Genomic DNA, 21,008 nt, shown 5'->3' on the forward strand with positions numbered 1-21,008 from the left:
GGATCAGTATGCGCCGGACTTCTTGAAGTCCTTGAGAGCCGCGTGGAGCGCGTTCTCGTCGTCCTTCGACAGGTCCTTCGAGTCCTCGATACGCTTCACGAGGTCTGCGTGGCTCGTCTTCAGGTATTCGCGCATGCCCTTCTCGAACGGCAGGACGTCCTTCACGTCGAGGTCGTCGAGGTAGCCGTTGTTCGCCGAGAACAGCGCGACGGCCAGTTCCCACACTTGCAGCGGCTGGTACTGCGGCTGCTTGAGCAGTTCCGTCACGCGGCGTCCGCGCTCGAGCTGCTTGCGGGTCGCTTCGTCGAGGTCCGATGCGAACTGCGCGAACGCTGCGAGTTCACGGTACTGCGCGAGGTCGGTACGGATACCGCCGGACAGCTTCTTCACGACCTTGGTCTGCGCCGCGCCACCCACACGCGACACCGACACGCCGGCGTTAATAGCCGGACGGATACCCGCGTTGAAGAGGTCGGTTTCCAGGAAGATCTGGCCGTCGGTAATCGAGATCACGTTCGTCGGAACGAACGCGGTCACGTCACCGGCTTGCGTTTCAATGATCGGCAGTGCCGTCAGCGAACCGGTCTTGCCCTTCACTTCGCCGTTCGTGAACTTCTCGACGTAGTCGGCCGAAACGCGCGCGGCGCGCTCGAGCAGACGCGAGTGCAGGTAGAACACGTCGCCCGGATAGGCTTCGCGGCCCGGCGGACGGCGCAGCAGCAGCGAGATCTGACGATATGCCCAGGCTTGCTTGGTCAAGTCGTCATAAATGATCAGCGCGTCTTGACCGCGATCGCGGAAGTATTCGCCCATCGAGCAACCGGCGTACGGTGCCAGATACTGCAGGGCAGCCGATTCCGAAGCCGAAGCGGCAACGATGATCGTGTAGGCCATCGCGCCCGTTTCTTCGAGCTTGCGCACCACGTTCTGGATCGACGAAGCCTTCTGGCCGATCGCGACGTAGATACAGATGAGGTCCTTGCCCTTCTGGTTGATGATCGTGTCGACTGCCACGGCGGTCTTGCCGCACTGACGGTCGCCGATGATCAGCTCACGCTGGCCACGGCCGATCGGCACCATCGAGTCGATCGACTTCAGACCCGTCTGCATCGGCTGCGACACGCCTTCACGCCAGATCACGCCCGGGGCGATCTTTTCGATCGCGTCGGTCATCTTGGCGTTGACCGGGCCCTTGCCATCGATCGGGTTACCGAGCGGATCGACCACGCGGCCGATCAGTTCCGGGCCGACCGGAACTTCGAGAATGCGGCCCGTCGTCTTGACGATGTCGCCTTCCGAAATGTGCTCGTACTCACCCAGAATCACCGCGCCCACCGAGTCGCGCTCGAGGTTCAGCGCGAGGCCGAAGGTGTTGCCCGGGAATTCGAGCATTTCGCCCTGCATCACGTCCGACAGGCCGTGGATACGCACGATACCGTCGGTCACGGAGATCACGGTGCCCTGATTGCGAACGTCTGCGCTCGCTTCAAGGCCCTGGATCCGGCTCTTGATCAGCTCGCTGATCTCAGAGGGATTGAGTTGCATTATTCGCTCCTGATGTTCAATTCTGTTGCGTGCCAGCTGCCGCGCCGATCAAGGCGCTCAGGCAGACAAAGCCACCTGCATGCTGGCGAGCCGCGCGCGGACCGAGGTATCGAGCACTTCGTCACCGACCGTGACGCGCACGCCGCCGATCAGCGACTTGTCGACTTCAACGGTAGGCTTCAGCTTGCGTTTGAACTTGTGTTCGAGACTGGCGACGAGGTCGTTCAACTGGGCGCCTTCGAGCGGGAACGCGCTGACGATCAATGCATCGGCTGCGCCTTCTTTCGCGTTCTTGAGCGCTTCGAACTGTTCGCGGATTTCCGGCAGCAGTTCGAGGCGACGGTTCGCGAGCAGCATCTGCACGAGGTTCTTCGCCTCGGCGCTATTCTTCAGCGGCGACTGCACCGCCGAAAACAGCAGATCGACGACCTGTTCATGGCTGACTTTCGGGCTCGACGAGACCGACAGCACGTCGGGCAAGGCCGCAACCTGCGCCAGCTCCGCGACGAGCGTGGACCAGGCGGCGACGTCACCAGCTTCGGCCACGCCAAACAGCGCTTCTGCGTACGGGCGGGCGATGGTTGCAAGTTCGGCCATGATCAGAGCTCGGCTTTCAGTTGATTCAGCAGGTCGGCGTGTGCCGACTGGTCGACTTCGCGCTTCAGGATCTGCTCTGCGCCCTGGACGGCGAGAGCGGCGACCTGGCCACGCAGTGCTTCGCGTGCCTTGACGACCTGCTGGTCGGCGTCGGCCTTCGCCTGGGCGACGATGCGCGCTGCTTCCGCGTGCGCCTGAGCCTTGATTTCTTCGGCGACTGCCATGGCGCGCTTTTCAGCGTCGGCGATACGGCTTTGACCCTCGTTGCGGGCCTGCGCCAGTTCTTCACCAACACGCTTGTGCGCTGCTTCGAGTTCCGTCTTGCCCTTTTCGGCGGCTGCGAGGCCGTCAGCGATCTTCTTCGAGCGCTCGTCGAGGGCGTTGATCAACGGCGGCCACACGAACTTCATCGTGAACCACGCGAGGATCAGGAACACGACCATTTGCGCAAACAGGGTTGCGTTGAGATTCACGGTGTTTCCTTAATCGTTGCTATTCCGGGGAATTGAAACGGCAAGGCGCTCATCGGTTGTGAAACTCGATCAGCGCCTCGTCACCCGTTCCGCCATGCGCCCAACTATGGTTATAGGTCAGACGCAATCTTCCAGGGAACTTAGCCCGCGAGCTTCGAGAGCAGCGGGTTGGCGAACGCGAACAGCATTGCAACACCCACGCCAATCAGGAACGCCGCGTCGATCAGACCAGCCAGCAGGAACATCTTCGTTTGCAGCGGGTTCATCAGCTCAGGCTGACGCGCGCAGGCTTCGATGTACTTGCCACCCATCAGGCCGATACCGATACAGGCGCCGATAGCACCCAGGCCGATGATGATGCCGATACCGATCGCGGTGAAACCCTGGATGTTGGCGATGAAAGCTTGCATGATTACTCCTTTGTGAGATTTTCTGGAACTGGGGATTTAAAACTGCAATTCGTATCGACTGCCACCTTAGTGGCTGTCGTGTGCCTGGCCGATGTACACCAGCGTCAGCATCATGAAAATGAATGCCTGCAGCAGAACGATCAGGATGTGGAAGATCGCCCAGACGCTGCCCGCAATCACGTGGCCGATGAAGCCAAGCACCGTCGCGTCCGCACCGAAGCTCCACAGACTGCCCAGGAGGGCGATCAGCAGGAACAGGAGTTCACCCGCATACATGTTGCCGAACAACCGCAGGGCGAGCGAAACCGTCTTCGCGACGAACTCGATGATGTTGAGTGCAAGGTTCGGGATCCACAGCAGCGGGTGTGCGCCGAACGGAGCGGAGAGCAGTTCGTGAACGAAACCGCCTGCGCCCTTGATTTTGAAGTTGTAGTACATCATCAGTACGAACACGCCGAGCGCGATGCCGAACGTGCCGTTAAGGTCGGCGGTCGGGACGATGCGCTGGTGCGGAAGTACTTCAGACAGGCCGAGCCAGCCGATCAGGCGGCCCGGAAGGTCTACAGGAATGAAGTCGAGGGAGTTCATCAGCCCGACCCAGACGAAAACGGTCAACGCTAGCGGCGCAATGAATTTGCGGTTGCCGTGGATGATGGACTTCGACTGGTCTTCGACCATCTCGACCAGCATCTCGATCGCGCACTGGAAGCGGCCCGGAACGCCCGAAGTCGCCTTGCGCGCGGCGAGGCGCAACAAGAAGATGGTCACGAGGCCGCAGAGAATCGACCAGAACAGCGTGTCGATGTTCCAGACGCTGAAATCGACGATCGACGTCTGATGCGAGGTGGAAAAATTCTGCAAGTGGTGCGCGATGTACTCGGACGGATCCAGAGTGCGCGTGCCTTCGCTAGCTGCCATATCGTTAAAGCCACCCAAATTGTCGAAAATCGTTTTAGGCCGTTCCCGCCGCAATACTGTATTGCGGGAACACGCCGCCGCAGGATCGAGTCAAACTAGCACGTCTGCTGTCCGCATGTCGCTCTGCTGCGCTTTGCTGTTTCGGCGTCCGCAGTGCGGCGCCGCAGTTTAAAGCACAGTCAGCGGCCGGTCAGCGCCACGCAAGCGCGATCCAGTAAGTCTTGAGCGCGATCAGGTAAGTGACGAGCAGCGGAATCCACTGCACCTCTCGATACCAGATCGCGATGGCGACGAACATCGCAATCGTCGCCCCCATCTTGAAAGCCTCGCCGAGCATCCAGTTCATCACGGTGCCGGCACCGCTGAGCTGCTTGAGGCGCGCGGCGAACAGCGCACCCGGCAACCAGCAGATCGCTCCGCCCAGAAACGCCGATAGCGCAGCAGCACCCGGCGGCTTGTAGAACAGCCACCACACCAGCGTCGCAACAAGGGACAAAACCAATTGCGCTGCCACGACCCGAAAAGGCGTGACGCGCGATGGGCGACTCACCTGTGGACCGAAGAGCTTCTCGGCTTCAGTCCGGGTGAGCGGAACGATGTCGTTATTATCTTGCTGCTGGTCGGCGTCCCACTGCGCGTTGTGATCCTCACGCGAAGCGGCAATTCGTGATGCACCCCGTTCGTTGCCGCGAGCACCCGCCCCGTGTTGCGATCGGTCGGACTCTTCTTGCGCCTGCGGCGCTCCACTTGTCCTCAGATCCACCATCGCAGCAATTCCGGATGTTCGCTTCTAGTTCGCGTGCCGTTTGCACTTTACGCGTTTATTACAACGCTCTTACAGCGCGGCCAACCAAGTAAATCCGGGCGATTGTAAGCGATAGTTGCAGCCAATTCAAGACTTTAGGCCGCCCAATGACGCCGTGAAATGGCAGTTCATGATATGGAAAAAACGCCTTCTTCCAGGGGGCAACGCAAGCTGTAAAGTGGCGAAAAATGTTGCAGTCTGTTGATCCAGACGGCGTCGTTTTTCTCACCTGGAGCGGCGAATCGGCCCCGCCGCTGTCAGAGAAAATGCAGCAGCAATGCGCCACCGAAGAGCGCAATTATCCAGAACGGCAGCGAAATCAGATGGAACGGCAGCCATACGCCGCGCTCGTTCGAGAGGCGCACGGCGATCAGATTCGCGAGCGAACCAATCGCGACGCCAAAGCCGCCAACACTCACGCCAAAGGCCACCGCGCGCCAGTCGTGCGTGAAACCCGACAGTACGATCGCTGCCGGTACGTTGCTGATGACCTGTGAGAGCACGGCGGCTGCGACATACGACCGCATTGGCGTCTGCAACTCGAGGTCGCCGATCAGGTGGTGAATCCACGGCAGCGCGGCAGCGCTGCGCAAAACGATGAACATCAGCACGAAAATCAGCAGTAGCAGCCAGTCGATTTTCAACACGATGCGCGTGCGCCAGATCAGGAATCCGGCGGCGATGCCAGCGAGTGCAATTCCAGCGCGATGTGTGTCCGCAAGCAACACGAACGCAACAAAGAGCAGCAGCGTGACCGCCGCAAGCGCGCGGTCGACCGGATGTGGCTCGATGTCCGTCGATAGATCGAGCGGTCGCGGCTTGAAAAGACACGCGACCAGCACAAATAGCATGGCCATCAACAGCGCGCAGAGCGGCGCAAGCACCACGACGAAGCGGGTAAATGCAACGCCACTGAGTTGCCAGAGAAACAGGTTCTGCGGATTTCCAAGCGGCGTCAGTACCGATCCGGCATTGACTGCGAGGGCGATCACGATCACGAGACGCTTGAGCGGCAACGGTGTCAGCTTGTGCAGCGATAGCACGAGCGGCACGACCACGAAGAGCGCCACGTCGTTCGTCACCACCGTCGCGAGCGCAGCGGCCATCGCGATCAACAAAAACGCCAGCGCGCGCTCGGAATGGATGTGATGCACGAGACGATGCGCGGCCCACGTCAGCAGTCCTGAATATTCGATAGCCTTCGTGAGAATAAGCAGGCCCGCGAGCGTCATCACCGTCTGCCAGTCGACGAGCGCCGGCAGCGATGTCCACGCGCGCGGCGCGAAAAGCTGGAGCAGCACGAGCGCCGCGACAAGGATGGCCAGCACCGGCTCGCCGGCTGCGAACGCCAGAACCCGGCGCAGGCGCCCCTGCGTGGCTGCTTGAATCTGCCTCACTGTTGGTGGACCGACGTGTGAATGCGAAGTCGCCGCATCAGGCGGCGGTTTCGCCACGCAGGCGCAGAAGAATGCCGTCGAGTGCGTCGAGGTCGCCGAAATCGACCGTCAACTGGCCGCGCCCCCGCCTGCCCAACTTGATCTTCACTGTGGCGGCCAGCAGGTCGGACAACTCTTCTTCGAGACGCCGTGTGTCGCGACCGCCGTCGTGTGCCGCCCTCGCCTTCACCGCGGGCGCGGCCTTCGTCGTGGTCAACACCAACTTTTCGGTCTCGCGCACCGACATGCGCTTGTTGACGACCTGGTTCGCGAGCGTGATCTGCGTCGCGGAATCGACAGCCAGCAGCGCGCGCGCATGGCCCATGTCGAGATCACCCGCGAGCAGCATGGTCTGCACGGGCGCTGCGAGATTCAACAGACGCAGCAAGTTCGACACCGCAGGGCGCGAGCGACCGACCGACTCCGCTGCCTGTTCGTGTGTGAAATGGAATTCGTCGAGCAGGCGCTGAATGCCTTGCGCCTCTTCGAGTGGATTGAGATCCTCGCGCTGGATATTCTCGATCAGCGCCATCGCGGCGGCGGCCTGGTCCGGCACGTCCTTCACGAGGACCGGCACTTCTGTCAGCCCCGCGAGGTGCGCCGCCCGGAAACGCCGCTCGCCCGCAATAATCTCGTAGCGATCCGTGTCGACCGGCCGGACCAGGATCGGCTGCATGAGCCCCTGCGCCCGGATGCTCGCGGCCAGTTCCTGCAACGCGCCCTCGTCCATTCGGGTACGCGGCTGGTACTTGCCCGCCTGCATCTTCGTGAGCGGCAGCGTGTTGGGCGCGCCGTCGATTTTCACCGCGTCGGTAATGTCCGCACTGCCGCCAAGCAGCGCTTCCAGCCCGCGGCCCAACCCCTTCTTCCGTGCTACTGCGTTCATCGTGCTTCCTCTATCCCGTTGGCCGCCGCGAGCGTCAGAGTGCGCGCACCCGCTCGATCATTTCCGCCCCGAACTGGACGTAGGCTTGCGCGCCGCGCGACGCACGGTCGAACACCACGCCCGGCAGCCCGTAGCTGGGCGCCTCGGCGAGGCGCACATTGCGCGGAATCACAGCGTCGAAAACCTTGTCGCCGAAGTGCTCCTTCAACTGGTCCGACACCTGCTGCTGCAGCGTGATGCGTGGATCGAACATCACGCGCAGCAAACCGATCACCTTCAGTTCGCGATTCATGTTCGCGTGGACCTGCTTGATCGTGTTGACGAGATCGGAGAGTCCTTCGAGCGCGAAGTACTCGCACTGCATTGGAATCACCACGCCGTGCGCGGCGCACAAGCCGTTGAGCGTGAGCAGCGACAACGCGGGCGGACAGTCGATCAGCACAAAGTCGTAATCGGCGTCGACTTCGGCCAGCGCGTTTTTGAGGCGGCGCTCGCGCTGCTCCACCGACACCAGTTCCACCTCGGCGCCAGCCAGTTCGCGATTCGCTGGGAGCACGTCGTAGCCCACGGCCTCCGGGCGCTTGCGCGCGTCCGGCACAGTGACACCGTCCACCAGCACTTCGTAGACGGTGTTCTCGCACGCGGCCTTGTCGATGCCGCTGCCCATCGTGGCGTTGCCCTGCGGGTCGAGATCGATGAGAAGGACACGCTGTCCCTGCGATGCGAGGCTCGCGGCGAGATTGACCGTAGTCGTCGTCTTGCCGACGCCGCCCTTCTGGTTCGCAACGCAGAAGATTTTTGCCATCTTTCGGGTGTCCCTTTTACTGCCTTAGAAGGTTTGCTTACGTTATAGCTTGCGCACTGCATGTCCGGGAGATCGTCCGTTCGGCCGACTCTCTGTGCGGACGGTGAATCATGCCGTCGCCGGCTCGACCGCGACTTCGGTCAGGTGCCGCTCCGCGTCGAGCATTGGCACATCCAGCCGGATAGTCCGAAGCGCGCGGGCGCCCGCCGGCAGTCGCTCGATCTCGCCGTCCGGGCGTACGCCCTTCATCGCCCAGATCGCGCCGCCGTCGGCGACCAGATGCCGGGCCAGTGTAACGAAATCGGCGAGTTCCGCGAATGCCCGCGAGACAATCAAGTCAAATTTATTTGGGACTTCAATCCCAGGACGCAGCGACTCGACACGCCCCGTCACAACTGACAGGTTCGTCAGGCCCAATTCAGCCTTCACCTGAGATTGAAACGCAGTCTTCTTGTGCACGATGTCGTTCAGCGTCACCTGCCAGTCCGGTCGCGCGATGGCGAGTACGATGCCCGGCAACCCGCCGCCCGAACCAACGTCGAGCACCGCGGCGCAATCTCGCGTGGGAAGGTGCGGCAGAATCGCAAGCGAATCGAGGATGTGCTGAATCATCATCTGGCGCGGATCGCGAATCGCGGTCAGGTTATAGACCGCGTTCCACTTCGCCAGTAGCGCGACGTAGTCGAGCAGTTGTGCTCGCTGCTGGTCGCTCAGTTCGATACCGAGTGTCTGCACGCCCTCTTCCAGCACTCGCGCCAAGACGTCACGATCACCGACGCCGGGTTGCCGTGCGCGCCCCGTCATTGCGCCACCGGCGTGCTATCGGCGCCGGCATCGCCCGGACTCTGGCGTCGGCGACCGAGGCCACGCTTCAGATGAACCATGAGCAGTGAAATCGCGGCTGGCGTGATGCCAGAAATGCGCGATGCCTGACCGATCGTTTCCGGGCGATACTGATTAAGCTTCTGGCGCGCTTCGAACGACAAGCCGCGCACCTCCGCGTAGTCGATACCTTCCGGCAACCGCGTATTTTCGTGGCCGCTGTTACGCTCGATCTCATCGGCCTGACGATCGATATAGCCCTGATATTTGACGCCGATCTCGATCTGCTCCTTGATCTGCGCAAGCAGGATCTCGTCGTCGGCGAGCGGTGTTTCGGGGGCGCAAGCACCCTCTCGCAGGCCGCAGACGCCGTCATAGCTGACACCCGGACGGCGCAGCAGATCGGCGAGGTTGTATTCGCGGTCGATCGGCTTGCCGAGCAAGGCGGTTGCCTCGTCGGCAGAAAGCGTCTTCGGATTCACCCACGTCGACTTCAGGCGCTCTGTTTCACGTGAAACAGCATCGCGCTTACGGCAGAATGCGGCCCAGCGAATGTCATCGACTACACCCAGTTCCCGACCGATCTCCGTGAGGCGCATATCCGCGTTGTCTTCGCGCAGACTCAGGCGATACTCGGCGCGGCTAGTGAACATACGGTACGGCTCCGAGACGCCGCGCGTCACGAGGTCGTCGACTAGCACGCCGAGATACGCTTCGTCACGGCGCGGGCACCATGCATCCTTGCCCTGCACTTGCAGACCGGCGTTAATCCCGGCCAGCAAACCTTGCGCAGCGGCTTCTTCGTAGCCAGTCGTTCCATTGATCTGGCCCGCAAAGAACAAACCGTTGATCGACTTCGTTTCCAGCGACGACTTCAGAGCACGCGGATCGAAATAGTCGTACTCGATCGCATAGCCGGGGCGCAAGATATGCGCATGCTCCAGGCCGCGCATCGAATGCACAAGCTCAAGTTGGACATCGAACGGCAGGCTCGTCGAGATCCCGTTCGGGTAGAACTCATTCGTCGTCAGCCCTTCCGGTTCCAGGAAGATTTGATGCGATTCCTTCGACGCGAAGCGGTGAATCTTGTCTTCGATCGACGGGCAATAGCGCGGCCCCACACCTTCGATCACCCCTGTGTACATCGGCGAGCGATCAAGACCGCCACGGATGATGTCGTGCGTGCGCGCATTCGTGTGCGTCACCCAACACGGAATCTGGCGCGGATGCTGTTCCGCTCGGCCAAGGAACGAGAACACCGGCACCGGGTCCAGATCGCCCGGCTGCTCTTCGAGTACCGAAAAATCGATTGTGCGTCCATCGATACGCGGCGGTGTTCCAGTCTTCAGGCGCCCTTGCGGCAGTTTCAGCTCCTTCAGGCGCGCCGAAAGCGTCACCGCCGCCGGGTCACCAGCGCGGCCACCCGTGTAGTTGTTCAGGCCAACGTGGATCTTGCCGTCGAGGAACGTCCCTGCCGTCAGAACGACCGCACGACTGCGGAACCGGATGCCGACTTGCGTCACCGCACCGACCACCCGATCGCCTTCAACCATCAAGTCCTCGACGGCCTGCTGGAATAGCCAGAGATTTTGCTGATTTTCCAGGCGACGGCGGATCGCGGCCTTGTAGAGAATACGGTCGGCTTGGGCGCGGGTCGCGCGTACCGCCGGGCCTTTCGAGGAATTCAGGATGCGGAACTGGATGCCACCCTCGTCGGTGGCTGCAGCCATCGCGCCCCCAAGGGCGTCAACTTCCTTGACCAGATGCCCCTTACCAATACCGCCGATCGACGGATTGCAGCTCATCTGGCCGAGCGTCTCGATGTTGTGCGTGAGCAGAAGCGTTCTAACGCCCATGCGAGCGGCAGCAAGCGCGGCCTCGGTGCCGGCGTGACCGCCGCCGACGACGATTACGTCAAACTCTGTGGGATAAAGCATAGGCGGTCCTCACGCACGGCGAACCGCGTGAGCCCTCTCAGAAAAGTGTGGGATGCGCGAATTATAGCGGTTTCGCGAATTGGGCCGTTCACACCCGAATTTCGTTCCACGCGCAGGCAAAAAAAGGCGGCGTGTTTCACGTGAAACACGCCGCTTCGTGAACAACATACAGAGCACTCAGACGGTCTTCTTCGCGAGCCCGAGATAGGTTTCGATCACGCGCGGGTTCTGCGCCAGTTCCGCAGCGGGGCCTTCAAGCGCCAGATCGCCGGTTTCTAGCACGTAGCCGTAATCGGAAATCTGAAGTGCAGCGCGCGCGTTCTGCTCGATCAGCAGCGTGGCCACGCCCGTCTGACGCAACGCGCTGATGATGTGGAATATTTCCTTCACAATCAGCGGCGCCAGACCGAGGCTCGGCTCGTCGAGCATCAGCAGATCCGGCTTTCCCATCAGAGCCCGGCCGACCGCGAGCATTTGCCGCTCGCCACCGGAAAGCGTGCCGGCCGCCTGCGCACGACGCTCCTTCATGCGGGGAAACAACTCGAACACATGATCGAGCTGATCGAGGAAGTTACGCTCGCCTGCCCGCTTTCGCCGATACGCGCCGAGCACGAGATTGTCCTCGACGGTCATCGACGCGAACAACTCACGCTTTTCCGGCACGAGGCACATACCACGCGCGACGCGACCCTCGATCGGTAACGCGCTCACCTCTTCACCGAGGTAGGCAACGTGCCCACTCGCGTGCCCAGTGTGAGGCAGCGCGCCCATGATGGCGTTCAGCAGGGTGGATTTGCCCGCGCCGTTCGGTCCAATCACAGAGACGATCTGCCCTGCGCCCACCTTGATTGCCGCATGATGCAGCGCCTCGATCTTGCCGTAGCGGACCGCGAGGTTCGAGACTTCAAGGACGGTGTTAGCGGATGTCGCCATCACTCCACCCCGCCGAGATACGCTTCGAGCACAGCGGGATCCTGCTGCACGTCCTCTGGCAAGCCTTCCGCGATCCGCGTGCCGAACTCCATTACGACGAGCCGATCCGTGAGATTCATCACGAAGTCCATGTCGTGTTCGACCAGCAGCACGCTCATCCCCTCCTCCTTCAGCTTTCGCAGCAGCGCAGCGAGCTGTTGTTTTTCCTGATACCGCAAACCCGCTGCCGGTTCATCGAGCAGCAGCAAGGTTGGATCGCAACACAGCGCGCGCGCAATCTCAAGAATGCGCTGCTGACCCAGCGCGAGGCTGCCAGCTTCCTCGTACATGTACGGCTCAAGCCCAACGCGCCGCAGTTGCTTCGCCGCCTCGCTCATCAGGCGCCCTTCTTCCGCCACGTTGAACTTTGCGACGCTGCGCAGCACGCCCGCGCGCCCTCGCAGATGCGCGCCGATGGCGACGTTCTCGAGCACCGTCATCGTCGGCAGCAACTTGACGTGCTGGAACGTCCGGCCGATCCCGCGCGCGACGATCTGACGTGAAGTGAGCCGGTCGATCCGCTCGCCGCGGAACGTGATCTGTCCGCTCGTCGGCTGCATCACGCCGGTGACGAGGTTGAACGTCGTCGACTTGCCGGCGCCGTTCGGTCCGATCAAACCGATGATCTGACCGGCGCGCACCTCGAAGCTCACGTCGTTCACCGCGACGAGTCCACCGAACTGCTTCCGCGCCTTGTCGACCGTCAGCAGCATTTCGCCGGCGGCTGGTTTGCTGCGCTGCGGCAACGGCTCTGCGTTCTCGGGAACGTGTGCCTGCGAGCCGTGCGGAAAGAATCGTGCGACGAACGGCCAGACACCGCGCCGCGCGTACTGCAGCAGCAGCACCATCAGAACGCCGAACACGATGATTTCAAAGTTGCCGTTCTCGCCGAGCAGCTTGGGCAACAGCGTTTGCAGCCAGTCCTGCAGCACCGTCAGGATCGCCGCACCGAGTACCGCGCCCCACACGTGCGCGACGCCACCCACGACGGCCATGAACAGATACTCGATGCCATGATTCAGGCCGAACGGCGTCGGATTCACGGCACGTTGCAGATGCGCGTAGAGGAAACCGGAGACAGCCGCGAGCACCGCCGCGTAGACGAAGATCACGACGCGCATCCACGCCGTGTTCACACCCATCGCTTCGGCCATCATCCCGCCGCCTCGCAGTGCGCGGATCGCGCGCCCGGCCCGACTATTAAGCAAGTTCTGAACAGAAACGACAGCCAGCAGCACAACGACCCAGATCAGGTAGTAAATGTGGCGCCCCGACTCGAGATTGATGCCGAGTACGTTCAGCACCGGAATGCCATTGATGCCGTCGTACTTGCCGAGCGCATCGAGGTTGCCGAACAGGAAGTACAGCGCGAGGCCCCAGGCGATCGTGCCGAGCGGCAGAAAGTGGCCCGAGAGCCGCATCGTGACGATCCCGAGCACTAGCGCCACGAGTCCCGTGACCACGACACCGGCGATCAGCGCGAACCACGGCGACACGCCGTACTGCGTCGTCAGAAACGCAGTCGCATAAGCCCCGACGCCGACGAACGCGGCCTGCCCGAAACTCGTCATGCCGCCGATGCCGGTGAGCAGCACGAGTCCGATAGCGACGATCGAATAGAGGCCGATGTAGTTCAGCAGCGTGACCCAGTACTCGGGCACGTGCAGCGGATGCGGCAGCACCGGCAACGCGAACATGACGATGAGAAACAGCCAGAAAAAGCGGTTGCGCATGATGATCCGTTTCATCGCGTCACTCCTCTTCCTCTTCGGCGTGCGGCGTCGAGAGACTGCGCCACAGCAGCACGGGGATGATGAGCGTGAACACGATCACTTCCTTATAGGAACTCGCCCAGAACGACGAATACGACTCCAGCAGGCCGACCAGCACCGAGCCCGCCGCCGCCACTGGATAGCTCAGGAGTCCGCCGATGATTGCGCCCACGAAGCCCTTCAGGCCGATCAGGAAACCCGAGTCGTAGTAGATGGTCGTTAGCGGTGCGACGAGAATTCCGCACAGCGCGCCGAGCCCTGCGGCGAGCGTGAACGCGAGTCGCCCGGCCTGCGCCGTACCGATTCCGACGAGCCGCGCGCCGAGCCGGTTCACGGCGGTCGCACGCAGTGCCTTGCCCGGAATCGTGCGGTCGAAATAGAAGTACAGGGCAACGATCATCACAGCAGCCGCGCCGATCACCCACAGCGTCTGCCCCGAAATCGAGAGGCTGCCGATGTTGAAGGTGGTGTCGGTGAACGCGTTGGTGCGCGAGCCTTCGGCGCCGAACATGACGAGCCCGAGGCCCACCATCGCGAAGTGCACCGCTACGGCGACGATCAGGAGCAACAGCGTCGCCGACTCGGCAATGGGCTGAAATGCAAGGCGGTAGATGAACGGCCCCATCGGCACGACGATCGCGAGTGTCAACGCGATCTGCGCGAGCATCGGCAGAGGTTGTGCGGCCAGTTCGCGGGTCAGCGCATACAACGCAATGGGGAACAGCAGATACTTGCCCGCGAGCGACACTAGCGTGCGCGCTGCGTGCCGGCGCCGTTCGGCGTGGCGCACGAGCCCCAACGTTTCCGCGACGAAGCATGCCGCGCCAAGTGCGACGAGCAACCAGCAAGTCGCCGGAAACTTCTGCGATTGCAGCGCGGCGAGCGTGAGTGCGCCATACGAGACGAACTCGCCTTGCGGAATGAAGATAACCCGCGTGACGGAAAACACGAGCACGAGCGCTAGCGCGAGCAGCGCGTAGATCGCGCCTGTCGTGATGCCGTCCTGCGCGAGGATCGCGGCAATCGATAAATCCATACAGCCCTCTTACTGAAACCCTGGAAACCCGGGAACGCTGGGAACGACGAAAAACAGCAAATGAGAGACAAGCCCGGAGCACAGTGCGCCGGAGATTGTCGATGAGGAGAACGACGCGGAAACGTCCGTGCGTTTCACGAGGAACCGTCCGCGCGGACAGTCCCTCAAGCGCGAAGCGGGATCACTGGCTTTGCAGCTTCCACTTGCTGTCGACGATTTCCACGATCACGCGTGCACGGTCGTCGAGACCTGCGTGATCGGTCGCGCTCATGTTGAAAACGCCATGTGCGCCTGCCATATCGCGCGTGTTTTCGAGCGCGTTACGCAACGCGACGCGGAACGCTTCGGTGCCGGGTTGAGCCGTCTTCAGTGCGACGGGAATCGCGCGCGCCAGCATCTGCCCTGCGTCCCACGCATGGCCTCCGAACGTCGAGATGGAACCGGCACCGTAGGCCTTCTCATAGGCCACTTTGTAGGTGAGCGCCGACTTCTTCACCGGATTCGTATCGGCCAACTGGTCAGCGACGAGCATCGGCCCTGCGGGCAGCAGTTCGCCTTCGCAGTCTTTCCCGCAGACGCGCAGGAAGTCGTTATTCGCGACACCGTGCGTCTGATAAATCTTGCCCTTATAGCCGCGGTCCTTCAGCGTAGTGGCCGGCAGCGCCGACGGCGTGCCCGATCCGGCGATCAGCACGGCCTCCGGATTCGCCGACATCAGCTTGAGCGCCTGGCCCGTCACAGACGAATCGGTACGGTTATAACGCTCGCTCGCGACGATCTTCAGATTGTGCTTCGCCGCTGCCGCCGTGAACTCCTTGAACCAGCTGTCGCCATAGGCATCCGTGAAGCCGATGAAACCCACGGTCTTGACGCCTTGCTTCTCCATGTAGCTCGCGAGTGCGTCGGCCATCAGGCTATCGTTCTGCGGCGTCTTGAACGCCCACTGACGCTTGCCGTCCACCGGCTGCACGATCGCCGCCGACGCCGCGAGCGAGATCATCGGCGTCTTGCTCTGCGCGACCACGTCGAGCATCGCGAGCGAGTTCGGCGTGACCGTCGAACCGACGATCGCGTCGACGTGATCTTCATCGATCAGCTTGTGGGTGTTCTTTACGGCCTTGCTCGTATCCGACGCGTCGTCGAGCACGATGTACTCCACGCTCTTGCCCGCGATCTCTTTCGGCAGGAGTGCGATCGTGTTTTTTTCCGGAATGCCGAGCGACGCGGCTGGCCCCGTCGCCGAAAGCGTCACGCCGATCTTCACCTGTGCGACCGCCACGCCGGTTGTGCCCAACATTGCCGCTGCGAGTCCGGCACCCACCCACTTCATCGTTTTCATGGCGCGTCTCCAAACGCTTTGTCTGTCTGTCGATTGCCCCGGCGTCGGGATTGTTCGCCTCGCGTCGGGCCTTTGAGTGTAGTTAGTAGAACCGCACATGTAATGCATGGTTTTCCCTGCTTGATGCTCGATCCGGCTTATCGACTCGTTGACGGTTACGCCGTGCAACGCTTGCCCTATCCTGCCCGCGCGAAAGTTGCGCGGCCAACAAAAAGGGCACGTCGGATGACCGCCGTGCCCTTGCATGATGCTTCGTTATGCCTGGTTTCCGACGACGCTCAGTCGCCCGCAAGCTTCCACTTGCCGCCGACGATCTCTACCATCACGCGCGCGCGCTGATCGAGACCAGAATGATCGGTCGCGCTCATGTTGAAGATGCCGTGCGCGCCCGCGAGGTCATGTGTGTTTTCGAGCGCCGCGCGCAACGCGTCGCGGAACGCCTTCGTTCCCGGCTGGCCCGCTTTCAGTGCTGCGGGAATCGCGTGCTGCAGCAACAGACCCGCGTCCCACGCATGACCGCCGAACGTCGAGATCGAGCCCACGCCGTAGGCCTTTTCGTATGCACTCTTGTACGCGAGCGCCGACTGTTTCGCGGCATTCGAATCGGGCAACTGATCAGCGACGAGGAGCGGACCCGCCGGCAGATAAGTGGCCTCGCAATCCTTGCCGCATACGCGCAGGAAGTCGTTGTTGGCTACGCCGTGCGTCTGATAGTACTTGCCCGCATAGCCGCGTTCCTTGAGTGTCTTCTGCGGCAGCGCGGCCGGCGTGCCAGCACCGGCGATCAACACGGCGTCCGGATGTTGCGACATCATCTTGAGCGCCTGTCCCGTGACCGACGCGTCATTGCGCGCGAAGCGCTCGTTCGCGACGACCTTGATGTTCTGCTTTGCGGCTGCGACGCTGAATTCCTTGTACCAGCTCTCGCCGTAGGCGTCCGAGAAGCCGATGAACGCCACCGTCTTCACGCCGTGCGCTGCCATGTGTTGCGCGATCGCGCCGGCCATCAACTGATCGTTCTGCGGTGTCTTGAAGACCGATGCGCGTTTCGCGTCCATCGGTTCGACGATCGAGGCAGCGGCGGCCATCGAGATCATCGGCGTGGAGGTTTCAGCGGCAACGTCGATCATCGCGAGCGAATTCGGCACGACGGTCGAGCCAATCAGCGCATCGACGTGATCTTCGCTCGTGAGCTTGCGGGCGTTCTTGACGGCCTGGGTGGAGTCGGTCGCGTCGTCGAGCACAATGTACTCAATCTTCTGACCCGCGATTTCCTTTGGCAGGAGCGCGATCGTGTTTTTCTCCGGAATACCCAGCGACGCGGCCGGACCGGTAGCTGACAGCGTCACACCGATTTTCACGTCGGCGAACGCCGCACCGGACGTCACCGCTACAATCCCCGACACGACACAAGCCGCATTCACCCAACGCAAGGCCAACCGCATCTCCACTCCTTTTGATAATCGCTTTATAAATCGCACCGGATTTTCAGAGGCTCAGGTTTCGATACTTGTATTAATCCGCCGGGCTCTGCCGATGCATTATTCCGACCCTCTAGCCGGAGAAAGCCGAGTGTAGCGGACCGGCAGTTGCGGTCGCAAGCGCTTTCCATAGGCTTACACACGGTCCGATAGCGGCAACGCAATGCGTATTCGCACAACCAGACGCAAAGCCAGACACGACGGGCAATTCGCCGCATCACGTCACGATTGGTGTAAAACCGGGGGCGTATTCGCTCGCGTGAAAAAGAATCTCGCGCGACGCAGAAAGGAAGGGAAAAGATAATCGGCGGAAAATCGCCGGCTAAAATGAAAAGCGCTGTTGGACGTTCATCCAACAGCGCTTCCGTGTCCGGGCACTTTGTGCCTCAGTTGTCTCCTCGTTCTCCACCTGCAAATTCGGTGCATCAGAACTAGGTGAGACTTTAAGCCTCGCCCCCGGCCGTCACAACTAGCATTTACCCTAGTGGTGCAGTGCGGCACCGGTTTGGGGCGCGCTGACACATGCATGTCGCACTGCGAAGTCGCTAGGGTACACGCAAATCGCCGCGACTTTCAGCGCCGCTCGCATCACAGCGTAAATCACCTCATGCGCGCAAACTCCGCACCCGCGCGACGATCTCCCCCACGATGCCGCGCCGGAACGCCAGCACGCACGCGATGAAGATGATGCCGGTGACGATCGTTGCGGACTCACCCAATGCGTTGAACCAGTTCAACCCCGTGACGGATGCGAGCGCCGTACCGATATCGCCGAGCCGGTCTTCGAGCGAGACGATCAGCGCCGCACCGACGATGGGTCCGAAAAGCGTCCCCATGCCGCCCACAAGCGTCATCAGGATCACGAGGCCGGACAGTGTCCAGTACGCGTCGCCGAGCGTCTCGAAGCCCAGCACGAGCACCTTGAGCGACCCGGCGAGCCCCGCCAGTCCCGCCGAGAGCACGAAGGCGAGCAGCTTGAAGCGGTCCGTGTCGTAGCCGAGTGAAACCGCGCGCGGCTCGTTCTCCTTGATCGCACCGAGCACTTGCCCGAACGGCGAATGCACGATGCGCACGATCAGCAGGAACGCGAGCACCATCACGAGGAGCACGACGTAATAGAGCACCAGATCCGACGAGAGCGAGAGCACGCCGAACAGCTTGCCGCGCGGCACGCCCTGCAGGCCGTCCTCGCCATGCGTGAACGGTGCCTGCAGATAGATGAAGTAGACCATCTGCGCGAGCGCGAGCGTCACCATCGCAAAGTAGATGCCCTGGCGACGGATGGCGAAAAGGCCGGTCACGACGCCGAGCAGTGTCGCCGCCGCGGTGCCGATCAGCACGCCGAGCTCGGGCGTGACGTTCAGCGTCTGCATCGTGTAGCCGGTGAGGTAGCCCGCGGACGCGAGAAACATCGCATGCCCGAACGAAAGCAGGCCCGTATAGCCGATCAGCAGGTTGAAGGCGGCGGCGAAGAGCGCGAAACACAGCACCTTCATGACGAAGAGCGGATACACGCCCCCAAACGGCGCAACGATCAAGCCGATGAGCAGCAGTCCATAAAGTGCTTTTCTTTGCATCAGCGTTCCTTGCCGAAGAGGCCTGCCGGGCGAATCAACAGCACGATCGCCATGATCACGAACACCACGGTTGCCGAGGCCTCGGGCCAGAACACGCGCGTGAAGCCCTCGATCACGCCGAGCATCAGGCCCGTGAGAATCGACCCCATGATCGATCCCATCCCGCCGATCACGACCACGGCGAACACGGTGATGATCATCGGCTGGCCCATCAGCGGCGACACCTGGATCACAGGCGCGGCCAGCACACCCGCGAATGCCGCGAGTGCGACACCGAAGCCGTAGGTGAGCGTGATCATGAGCGGCACGTTGATGCCGAACGCCTCGACGAGCTTCGGATTTTCAGTGCCGGCGCGCAGATAGGCGCCAAGACGCGTCTTCTCGATCACGAACCACGTCGCGAAGCACACGACCAGCGATGCGACAACGACCCACGCCCGATAGTTCGGCAAGTACATGAAGCCGAGATTGGTGGCGCCGGTGAGCGCATCGGGCACGTCGTAAGGCAAGCCCGACGAACCGTAGATCGAGCGGAACACGCCCTCCACGACGAGCGTCAATCCGAAAGTCAGCAGGAGTCCGTATAGATGGTCGAGCCGGTAGAGCCAGCGCAGCATCGAGCGCTCGATCACCATGCCGAGCCCGCCCACCAGAAGCGGAGCAACGACGAGCATCACCCAGTACGGCAGATTGAAGTACGCGAGCCCCATCCACGTGAGCATCGCGCCCAGCATGAACAACGCCCCATGCGCAAAGTTGATCACGTTGAGCATGCCGAAGATCACCGCGAGGCCGAGACTCAGGATCGCGTAGAACGACCCGTTCACGAGCCCGAGCAGCAGTTGGCTCAGCATTGCCGGAAGCGGAATGCCAAAGATCGTCATGAAAGCCGCCATCTCATCAAGATCGTCCAGACGCGACGCACGGCGCGTCGTACCGACCGCGCCGTGCCCGCGTCAACGAAAAACATCCTTGCGCTTACTTCCACAACGCGCAGCGCGACTCCTGCTTCGTCGTGAACGCCTGGTCGCCCGGGATTGTCGCGGAGATCTTCAAGAGGTCCCACGGCCCCTTCGACTCAGCCGGCGTCTTCACCTGCATCAGGTACATGTCGTGGATCATGCTGCCGTCCTCGCGGATGTAGCCCTTCGCGTAGAAGTCGTCGATCTTCGTCTTGCGCAGTTGCGCCATCACCTTGTCCGGGTCGGTCGTGCCCGCCGCCTGGACGGCCTTCAGGTAGTTCGTCGTCGCCGAATAGTCCGCGGCCTGCAGGCTCGTCGGCATCTTCTTCGTCTTGTCGAAGAAGCGCTGCGCCCACTTGCGCGTGTCCGCGTTCTGGTCCCAGTACCAGCTGTCGGTCAGCACGAGGCCCTGCGTGGTTTCGAGGCCGAGGCTGTGCACGTCCGAGAGGAACATCAGCAGCGCCGCGGTCTTCATCGTCTTCGGGATGCCGAATTCCTTCGCCGCCTTGATCGAGTTGATCGTGTCGCCGCCCGCGTTCGCGAGGCCGAGGACCTGCGCCTTCGAGGACTGCGCCTGCAGCAGGAACGACGAGAAGTCCGATGCCGAGAGCGGATGCTTCACTTCACCCAACACCTGGCCGCCACTGGCCTTCACGACGTCGGCAGTGGCTTTTTCAAGCGCGTGGCCAAACGCGTAGTCGGCGGTCAGGAAGTACCACGTCTTGCCGCCCTGCTTCGTCACCGCCGAACCCGTGCCCTTCGCGAGCGCAACCGTGTCGTAGGCATAGTGGATCGTGTACGGCGTGCACTGCTCGTTCGTCAGCGTGTCGGCACCCGCGCCCACGTTGATGTAGACCTTGTGCTTCTCGCCGGCTACCTGGCTCGTCGACAACGCCGTCGCCGAGTTCGTGCCGCCGATCACCATCTGCACGCCGTCGCGGTCGAACCATTCGCGCGCGCGCGACGCCGCGATATCGGCCTTGTTCTGGTGGTCAGCGTAGAGCAGATCGATCGGCTTGCCGAGCACCTTGCCGCCGAAATCCGCGATCGCCATGCGAATCGCTTCGAGGCCGCCCGGGCCGTCGATGTCCGCATAGAGTCCCGACAAGTCGGTGATGTAGCCGATCTTCACCGTATCGTCTGCGGCCAGTGCACTCCCGGCACCGAACGCCATCAAGGCCGCAGCAGCGGCGGCGCGGGCTGCGAGCTGCCCGAACGTCGTTTTCTTCATTGCA

At 62.0% G+C, this 21,008-nt stretch carries 19 protein-coding genes; all 19 read right to left on the reverse strand.

Annotation, left to right across the window (positions count from 1 at the left end):
- Positions 1 to 3: 3 nt before the first annotated feature.
- The 19 genes from atpA to D1Y85_RS13115 all read right to left on the reverse strand — a co-directional run bounded on the left by atpA (position 4) and on the right by D1Y85_RS13115 (position 21,004).
- Positions 4 to 1,545, reverse strand: coding sequence for a F0F1 ATP synthase subunit alpha (atpA, locus tag D1Y85_RS13025; protein ID WP_124151471.1), 1,542 nt, complete (start codon positions 1,543 to 1,545; stop codon positions 4 to 6).
- A 57-nt stretch (positions 1,546 to 1,602) separates the two neighbouring features.
- The gene (locus tag D1Y85_RS13030; RefSeq protein ID WP_124151472.1) at positions 1,603 to 2,142 is read right to left on the reverse strand and encodes a F0F1 ATP synthase subunit delta; all 540 of its coding nucleotides are present in this window, start codon (positions 2,140 to 2,142) and stop codon (positions 1,603 to 1,605) included.
- A 2-nt stretch (positions 2,143 to 2,144) separates the two neighbouring features.
- Positions 2,145 to 2,615, reverse strand: coding sequence for a F0F1 ATP synthase subunit B (locus D1Y85_RS13035; RefSeq protein WP_124151473.1), 471 nt, complete (start codon positions 2,613 to 2,615; stop codon positions 2,145 to 2,147).
- A gap of 140 nt (positions 2,616 to 2,755) precedes the next feature.
- Entirely contained in the window at positions 2,756 to 3,025 is a 270-nt protein-coding gene (gene atpE, locus D1Y85_RS13040; protein WP_028203308.1) for a F0F1 ATP synthase subunit C, read from the reverse strand.
- A 66-nt stretch (positions 3,026 to 3,091) separates the two neighbouring features.
- Positions 3,092 to 3,943 (reverse strand): F0F1 ATP synthase subunit A, encoded by an 852-nt coding sequence (gene atpB / locus D1Y85_RS13045; RefSeq protein ID WP_124151474.1) that lies wholly within the window; start codon positions 3,941 to 3,943, stop codon positions 3,092 to 3,094.
- Between the two features lie 190 nt (positions 3,944 to 4,133).
- A complete protein-coding gene (locus tag D1Y85_RS13050; protein ID WP_124151475.1) occupies positions 4,134 to 4,709 on the reverse strand; it encodes an ATP synthase subunit I in 576 nt (191 codons plus the stop codon).
- Positions 4,710 to 5,005: 296 nt separating this feature from the next.
- On the reverse strand, positions 5,006 to 6,136 hold the full coding sequence (locus D1Y85_RS13055; RefSeq protein WP_246024902.1) for an SLC13 family permease: 1,131 nt from the start codon (positions 6,134 to 6,136) through the stop codon (positions 5,006 to 5,008).
- A 46-nt stretch (positions 6,137 to 6,182) separates the two neighbouring features.
- Complete coding sequence (locus tag D1Y85_RS13060) at positions 6,183 to 7,070, reverse strand: ParB/RepB/Spo0J family partition protein (RefSeq protein WP_124151476.1); 888 nt, start codon at positions 7,068 to 7,070, stop codon at positions 6,183 to 6,185.
- 34 nt (positions 7,071 to 7,104) lie between these two features.
- Positions 7,105 to 7,875 carry a ParA family protein gene (locus D1Y85_RS13065; RefSeq protein WP_124151477.1) on the reverse strand — a complete coding sequence of 257 codons (771 nt, stop codon included), beginning with the start codon at positions 7,873 to 7,875 and terminating at the stop codon, positions 7,105 to 7,107.
- Positions 7,876 to 7,983: 108 nt separating this feature from the next.
- Complete coding sequence (rsmG, locus tag D1Y85_RS13070; RefSeq protein ID WP_124151478.1) at positions 7,984 to 8,679, reverse strand: 16S rRNA (guanine(527)-N(7))-methyltransferase RsmG; 696 nt, start codon at positions 8,677 to 8,679, stop codon at positions 7,984 to 7,986.
- Entirely contained in the window at positions 8,676 to 10,634 is a 1,959-nt protein-coding gene (gene mnmG, locus D1Y85_RS13075; protein WP_124151479.1) for a tRNA uridine-5-carboxymethylaminomethyl(34) synthesis enzyme MnmG, read from the reverse strand. Before mnmG ends, rsmG begins: the two co-directional genes overlap by 4 nt.
- A gap of 177 nt (positions 10,635 to 10,811) precedes the next feature.
- Positions 10,812 to 11,567, reverse strand: a complete 756-nt coding sequence (locus D1Y85_RS13080; protein WP_124151480.1) for an ABC transporter ATP-binding protein — start codon at positions 11,565 to 11,567, stop codon at positions 10,812 to 10,814.
- Entirely contained in the window at positions 11,567 to 13,354 is a 1,788-nt protein-coding gene (locus D1Y85_RS13085) for a branched-chain amino acid ABC transporter ATP-binding protein/permease (protein WP_124151481.1), read from the reverse strand. The genes D1Y85_RS13080 and D1Y85_RS13085 overlap by 1 nt, the downstream gene beginning before the upstream one ends.
- Positions 13,355 to 13,358: 4 nt before the next feature.
- Entirely contained in the window at positions 13,359 to 14,414 is a 1,056-nt protein-coding gene (locus D1Y85_RS13090; RefSeq protein WP_124151482.1) for a branched-chain amino acid ABC transporter permease, read from the reverse strand.
- 181 nt (positions 14,415 to 14,595) lie between these two features.
- Positions 14,596 to 15,753 carry an ABC transporter substrate-binding protein gene (locus D1Y85_RS13095; protein ID WP_124151483.1) on the reverse strand — a complete coding sequence of 386 codons (1,158 nt, stop codon included), beginning with the start codon at positions 15,751 to 15,753 and terminating at the stop codon, positions 14,596 to 14,598.
- Between the two features lie 278 nt (positions 15,754 to 16,031).
- The gene (locus D1Y85_RS13100; protein WP_124151484.1) at positions 16,032 to 17,198 is read right to left on the reverse strand and encodes an ABC transporter substrate-binding protein; all 1,167 of its coding nucleotides are present in this window, start codon (positions 17,196 to 17,198) and stop codon (positions 16,032 to 16,034) included.
- A gap of 641 nt (positions 17,199 to 17,839) precedes the next feature.
- On the reverse strand, positions 17,840 to 18,811 hold the full coding sequence (locus D1Y85_RS13105) for a branched-chain amino acid ABC transporter permease (protein ID WP_124151485.1): 972 nt from the start codon (positions 18,809 to 18,811) through the stop codon (positions 17,840 to 17,842).
- Positions 18,811 to 19,695 carry a branched-chain amino acid ABC transporter permease gene (locus D1Y85_RS13110; protein WP_124151486.1) on the reverse strand — a complete coding sequence of 295 codons (885 nt, stop codon included), beginning with the start codon at positions 19,693 to 19,695 and terminating at the stop codon, positions 18,811 to 18,813. Before D1Y85_RS13110 ends, D1Y85_RS13105 begins: the two co-directional genes overlap by 1 nt.
- Positions 19,696 to 19,789: 94 nt before the next feature.
- Entirely contained in the window at positions 19,790 to 21,004 is a 1,215-nt protein-coding gene (locus D1Y85_RS13115; RefSeq protein ID WP_124151487.1) for an ABC transporter substrate-binding protein, read from the reverse strand.
- Between the last annotated feature and the right edge of the window lie 4 nt (positions 21,005 to 21,008).

It is taken from the genome of Paraburkholderia dinghuensis (assembly GCF_003837865.1).
GTDB classification, from domain to species: Bacteria; Pseudomonadota; Gammaproteobacteria; order Burkholderiales; family Burkholderiaceae; genus Paraburkholderia; species Paraburkholderia dinghuensis.

What these genes read in the sequence shown, in the direction of transcription:
- atpA (WP_124151471.1), bottom strand. Translation starts at nt 1,545, where the DNA reads ATGCAACTCAATCCCTCTGAGATCAGCGAGCTGATCAAGAGCCGGATC.
- D1Y85_RS13030 (WP_124151472.1), bottom strand. Translation starts at nt 2,142, where the DNA reads ATGGCCGAACTTGCAACCATCGCCCGCCCGTACGCAGAAGCGCTGTTT.
- atpE (WP_028203308.1), bottom strand. Translation starts at nt 3,025, where the DNA reads ATGCAAGCTTTCATCGCCAACATCCAGGGTTTCACCGCGATCGGTATC.
- atpB (WP_124151474.1), bottom strand. Translation starts at nt 3,943, where the DNA reads ATGGCAGCTAGCGAAGGCACGCGCACTCTGGATCCGTCCGAGTACATC.
- D1Y85_RS13050 (WP_124151475.1), bottom strand. Translation starts at nt 4,709, where the DNA reads ATGGTGGATCTGAGGACAAGTGGAGCGCCGCAGGCGCAAGAAGAGTCC.
- D1Y85_RS13060 (WP_124151476.1), bottom strand. Translation starts at nt 7,070, where the DNA reads ATGAACGCAGTAGCACGGAAGAAGGGGTTGGGCCGCGGGCTGGAAGCG.
- D1Y85_RS13065 (WP_124151477.1), bottom strand. Translation starts at nt 7,875, where the DNA reads ATGGCAAAAATCTTCTGCGTTGCGAACCAGAAGGGCGGCGTCGGCAAG.
- rsmG (WP_124151478.1), bottom strand. Translation starts at nt 8,679, where the DNA reads ATGACGGGGCGCGCACGGCAACCCGGCGTCGGTGATCGTGACGTCTTG.
- mnmG (WP_124151479.1), bottom strand. Translation starts at nt 10,634, where the DNA reads ATGCTTTATCCCACAGAGTTTGACGTAATCGTCGTCGGCGGCGGTCAC.
- D1Y85_RS13080 (WP_124151480.1), bottom strand. Translation starts at nt 11,567, where the DNA reads ATGGCGACATCCGCTAACACCGTCCTTGAAGTCTCGAACCTCGCGGTC.
- D1Y85_RS13085 (WP_124151481.1), bottom strand. Translation starts at nt 13,354, where the DNA reads ATGAAACGGATCATCATGCGCAACCGCTTTTTCTGGCTGTTTCTCATC.
- D1Y85_RS13090 (WP_124151482.1), bottom strand. Translation starts at nt 14,414, where the DNA reads ATGGATTTATCGATTGCCGCGATCCTCGCGCAGGACGGCATCACGACA.
- D1Y85_RS13095 (WP_124151483.1), bottom strand. Translation starts at nt 15,753, where the DNA reads ATGAAAACGATGAAGTGGGTGGGTGCCGGACTCGCAGCGGCAATGTTG.
- D1Y85_RS13100 (WP_124151484.1), bottom strand. Translation starts at nt 17,198, where the DNA reads ATGCGGTTGGCCTTGCGTTGGGTGAATGCGGCTTGTGTCGTGTCGGGG.
- D1Y85_RS13105 (WP_124151485.1), bottom strand. Translation starts at nt 18,811, where the DNA reads ATGCAAAGAAAAGCACTTTATGGACTGCTGCTCATCGGCTTGATCGTT.
- D1Y85_RS13110 (WP_124151486.1), bottom strand. Translation starts at nt 19,695, where the DNA reads ATGACGATCTTTGGCATTCCGCTTCCGGCAATGCTGAGCCAACTGCTG.
- D1Y85_RS13115 (WP_124151487.1), bottom strand. Translation starts at nt 21,004, where the DNA reads ATGAAGAAAACGACGTTCGGGCAGCTCGCAGCCCGCGCCGCCGCTGCT.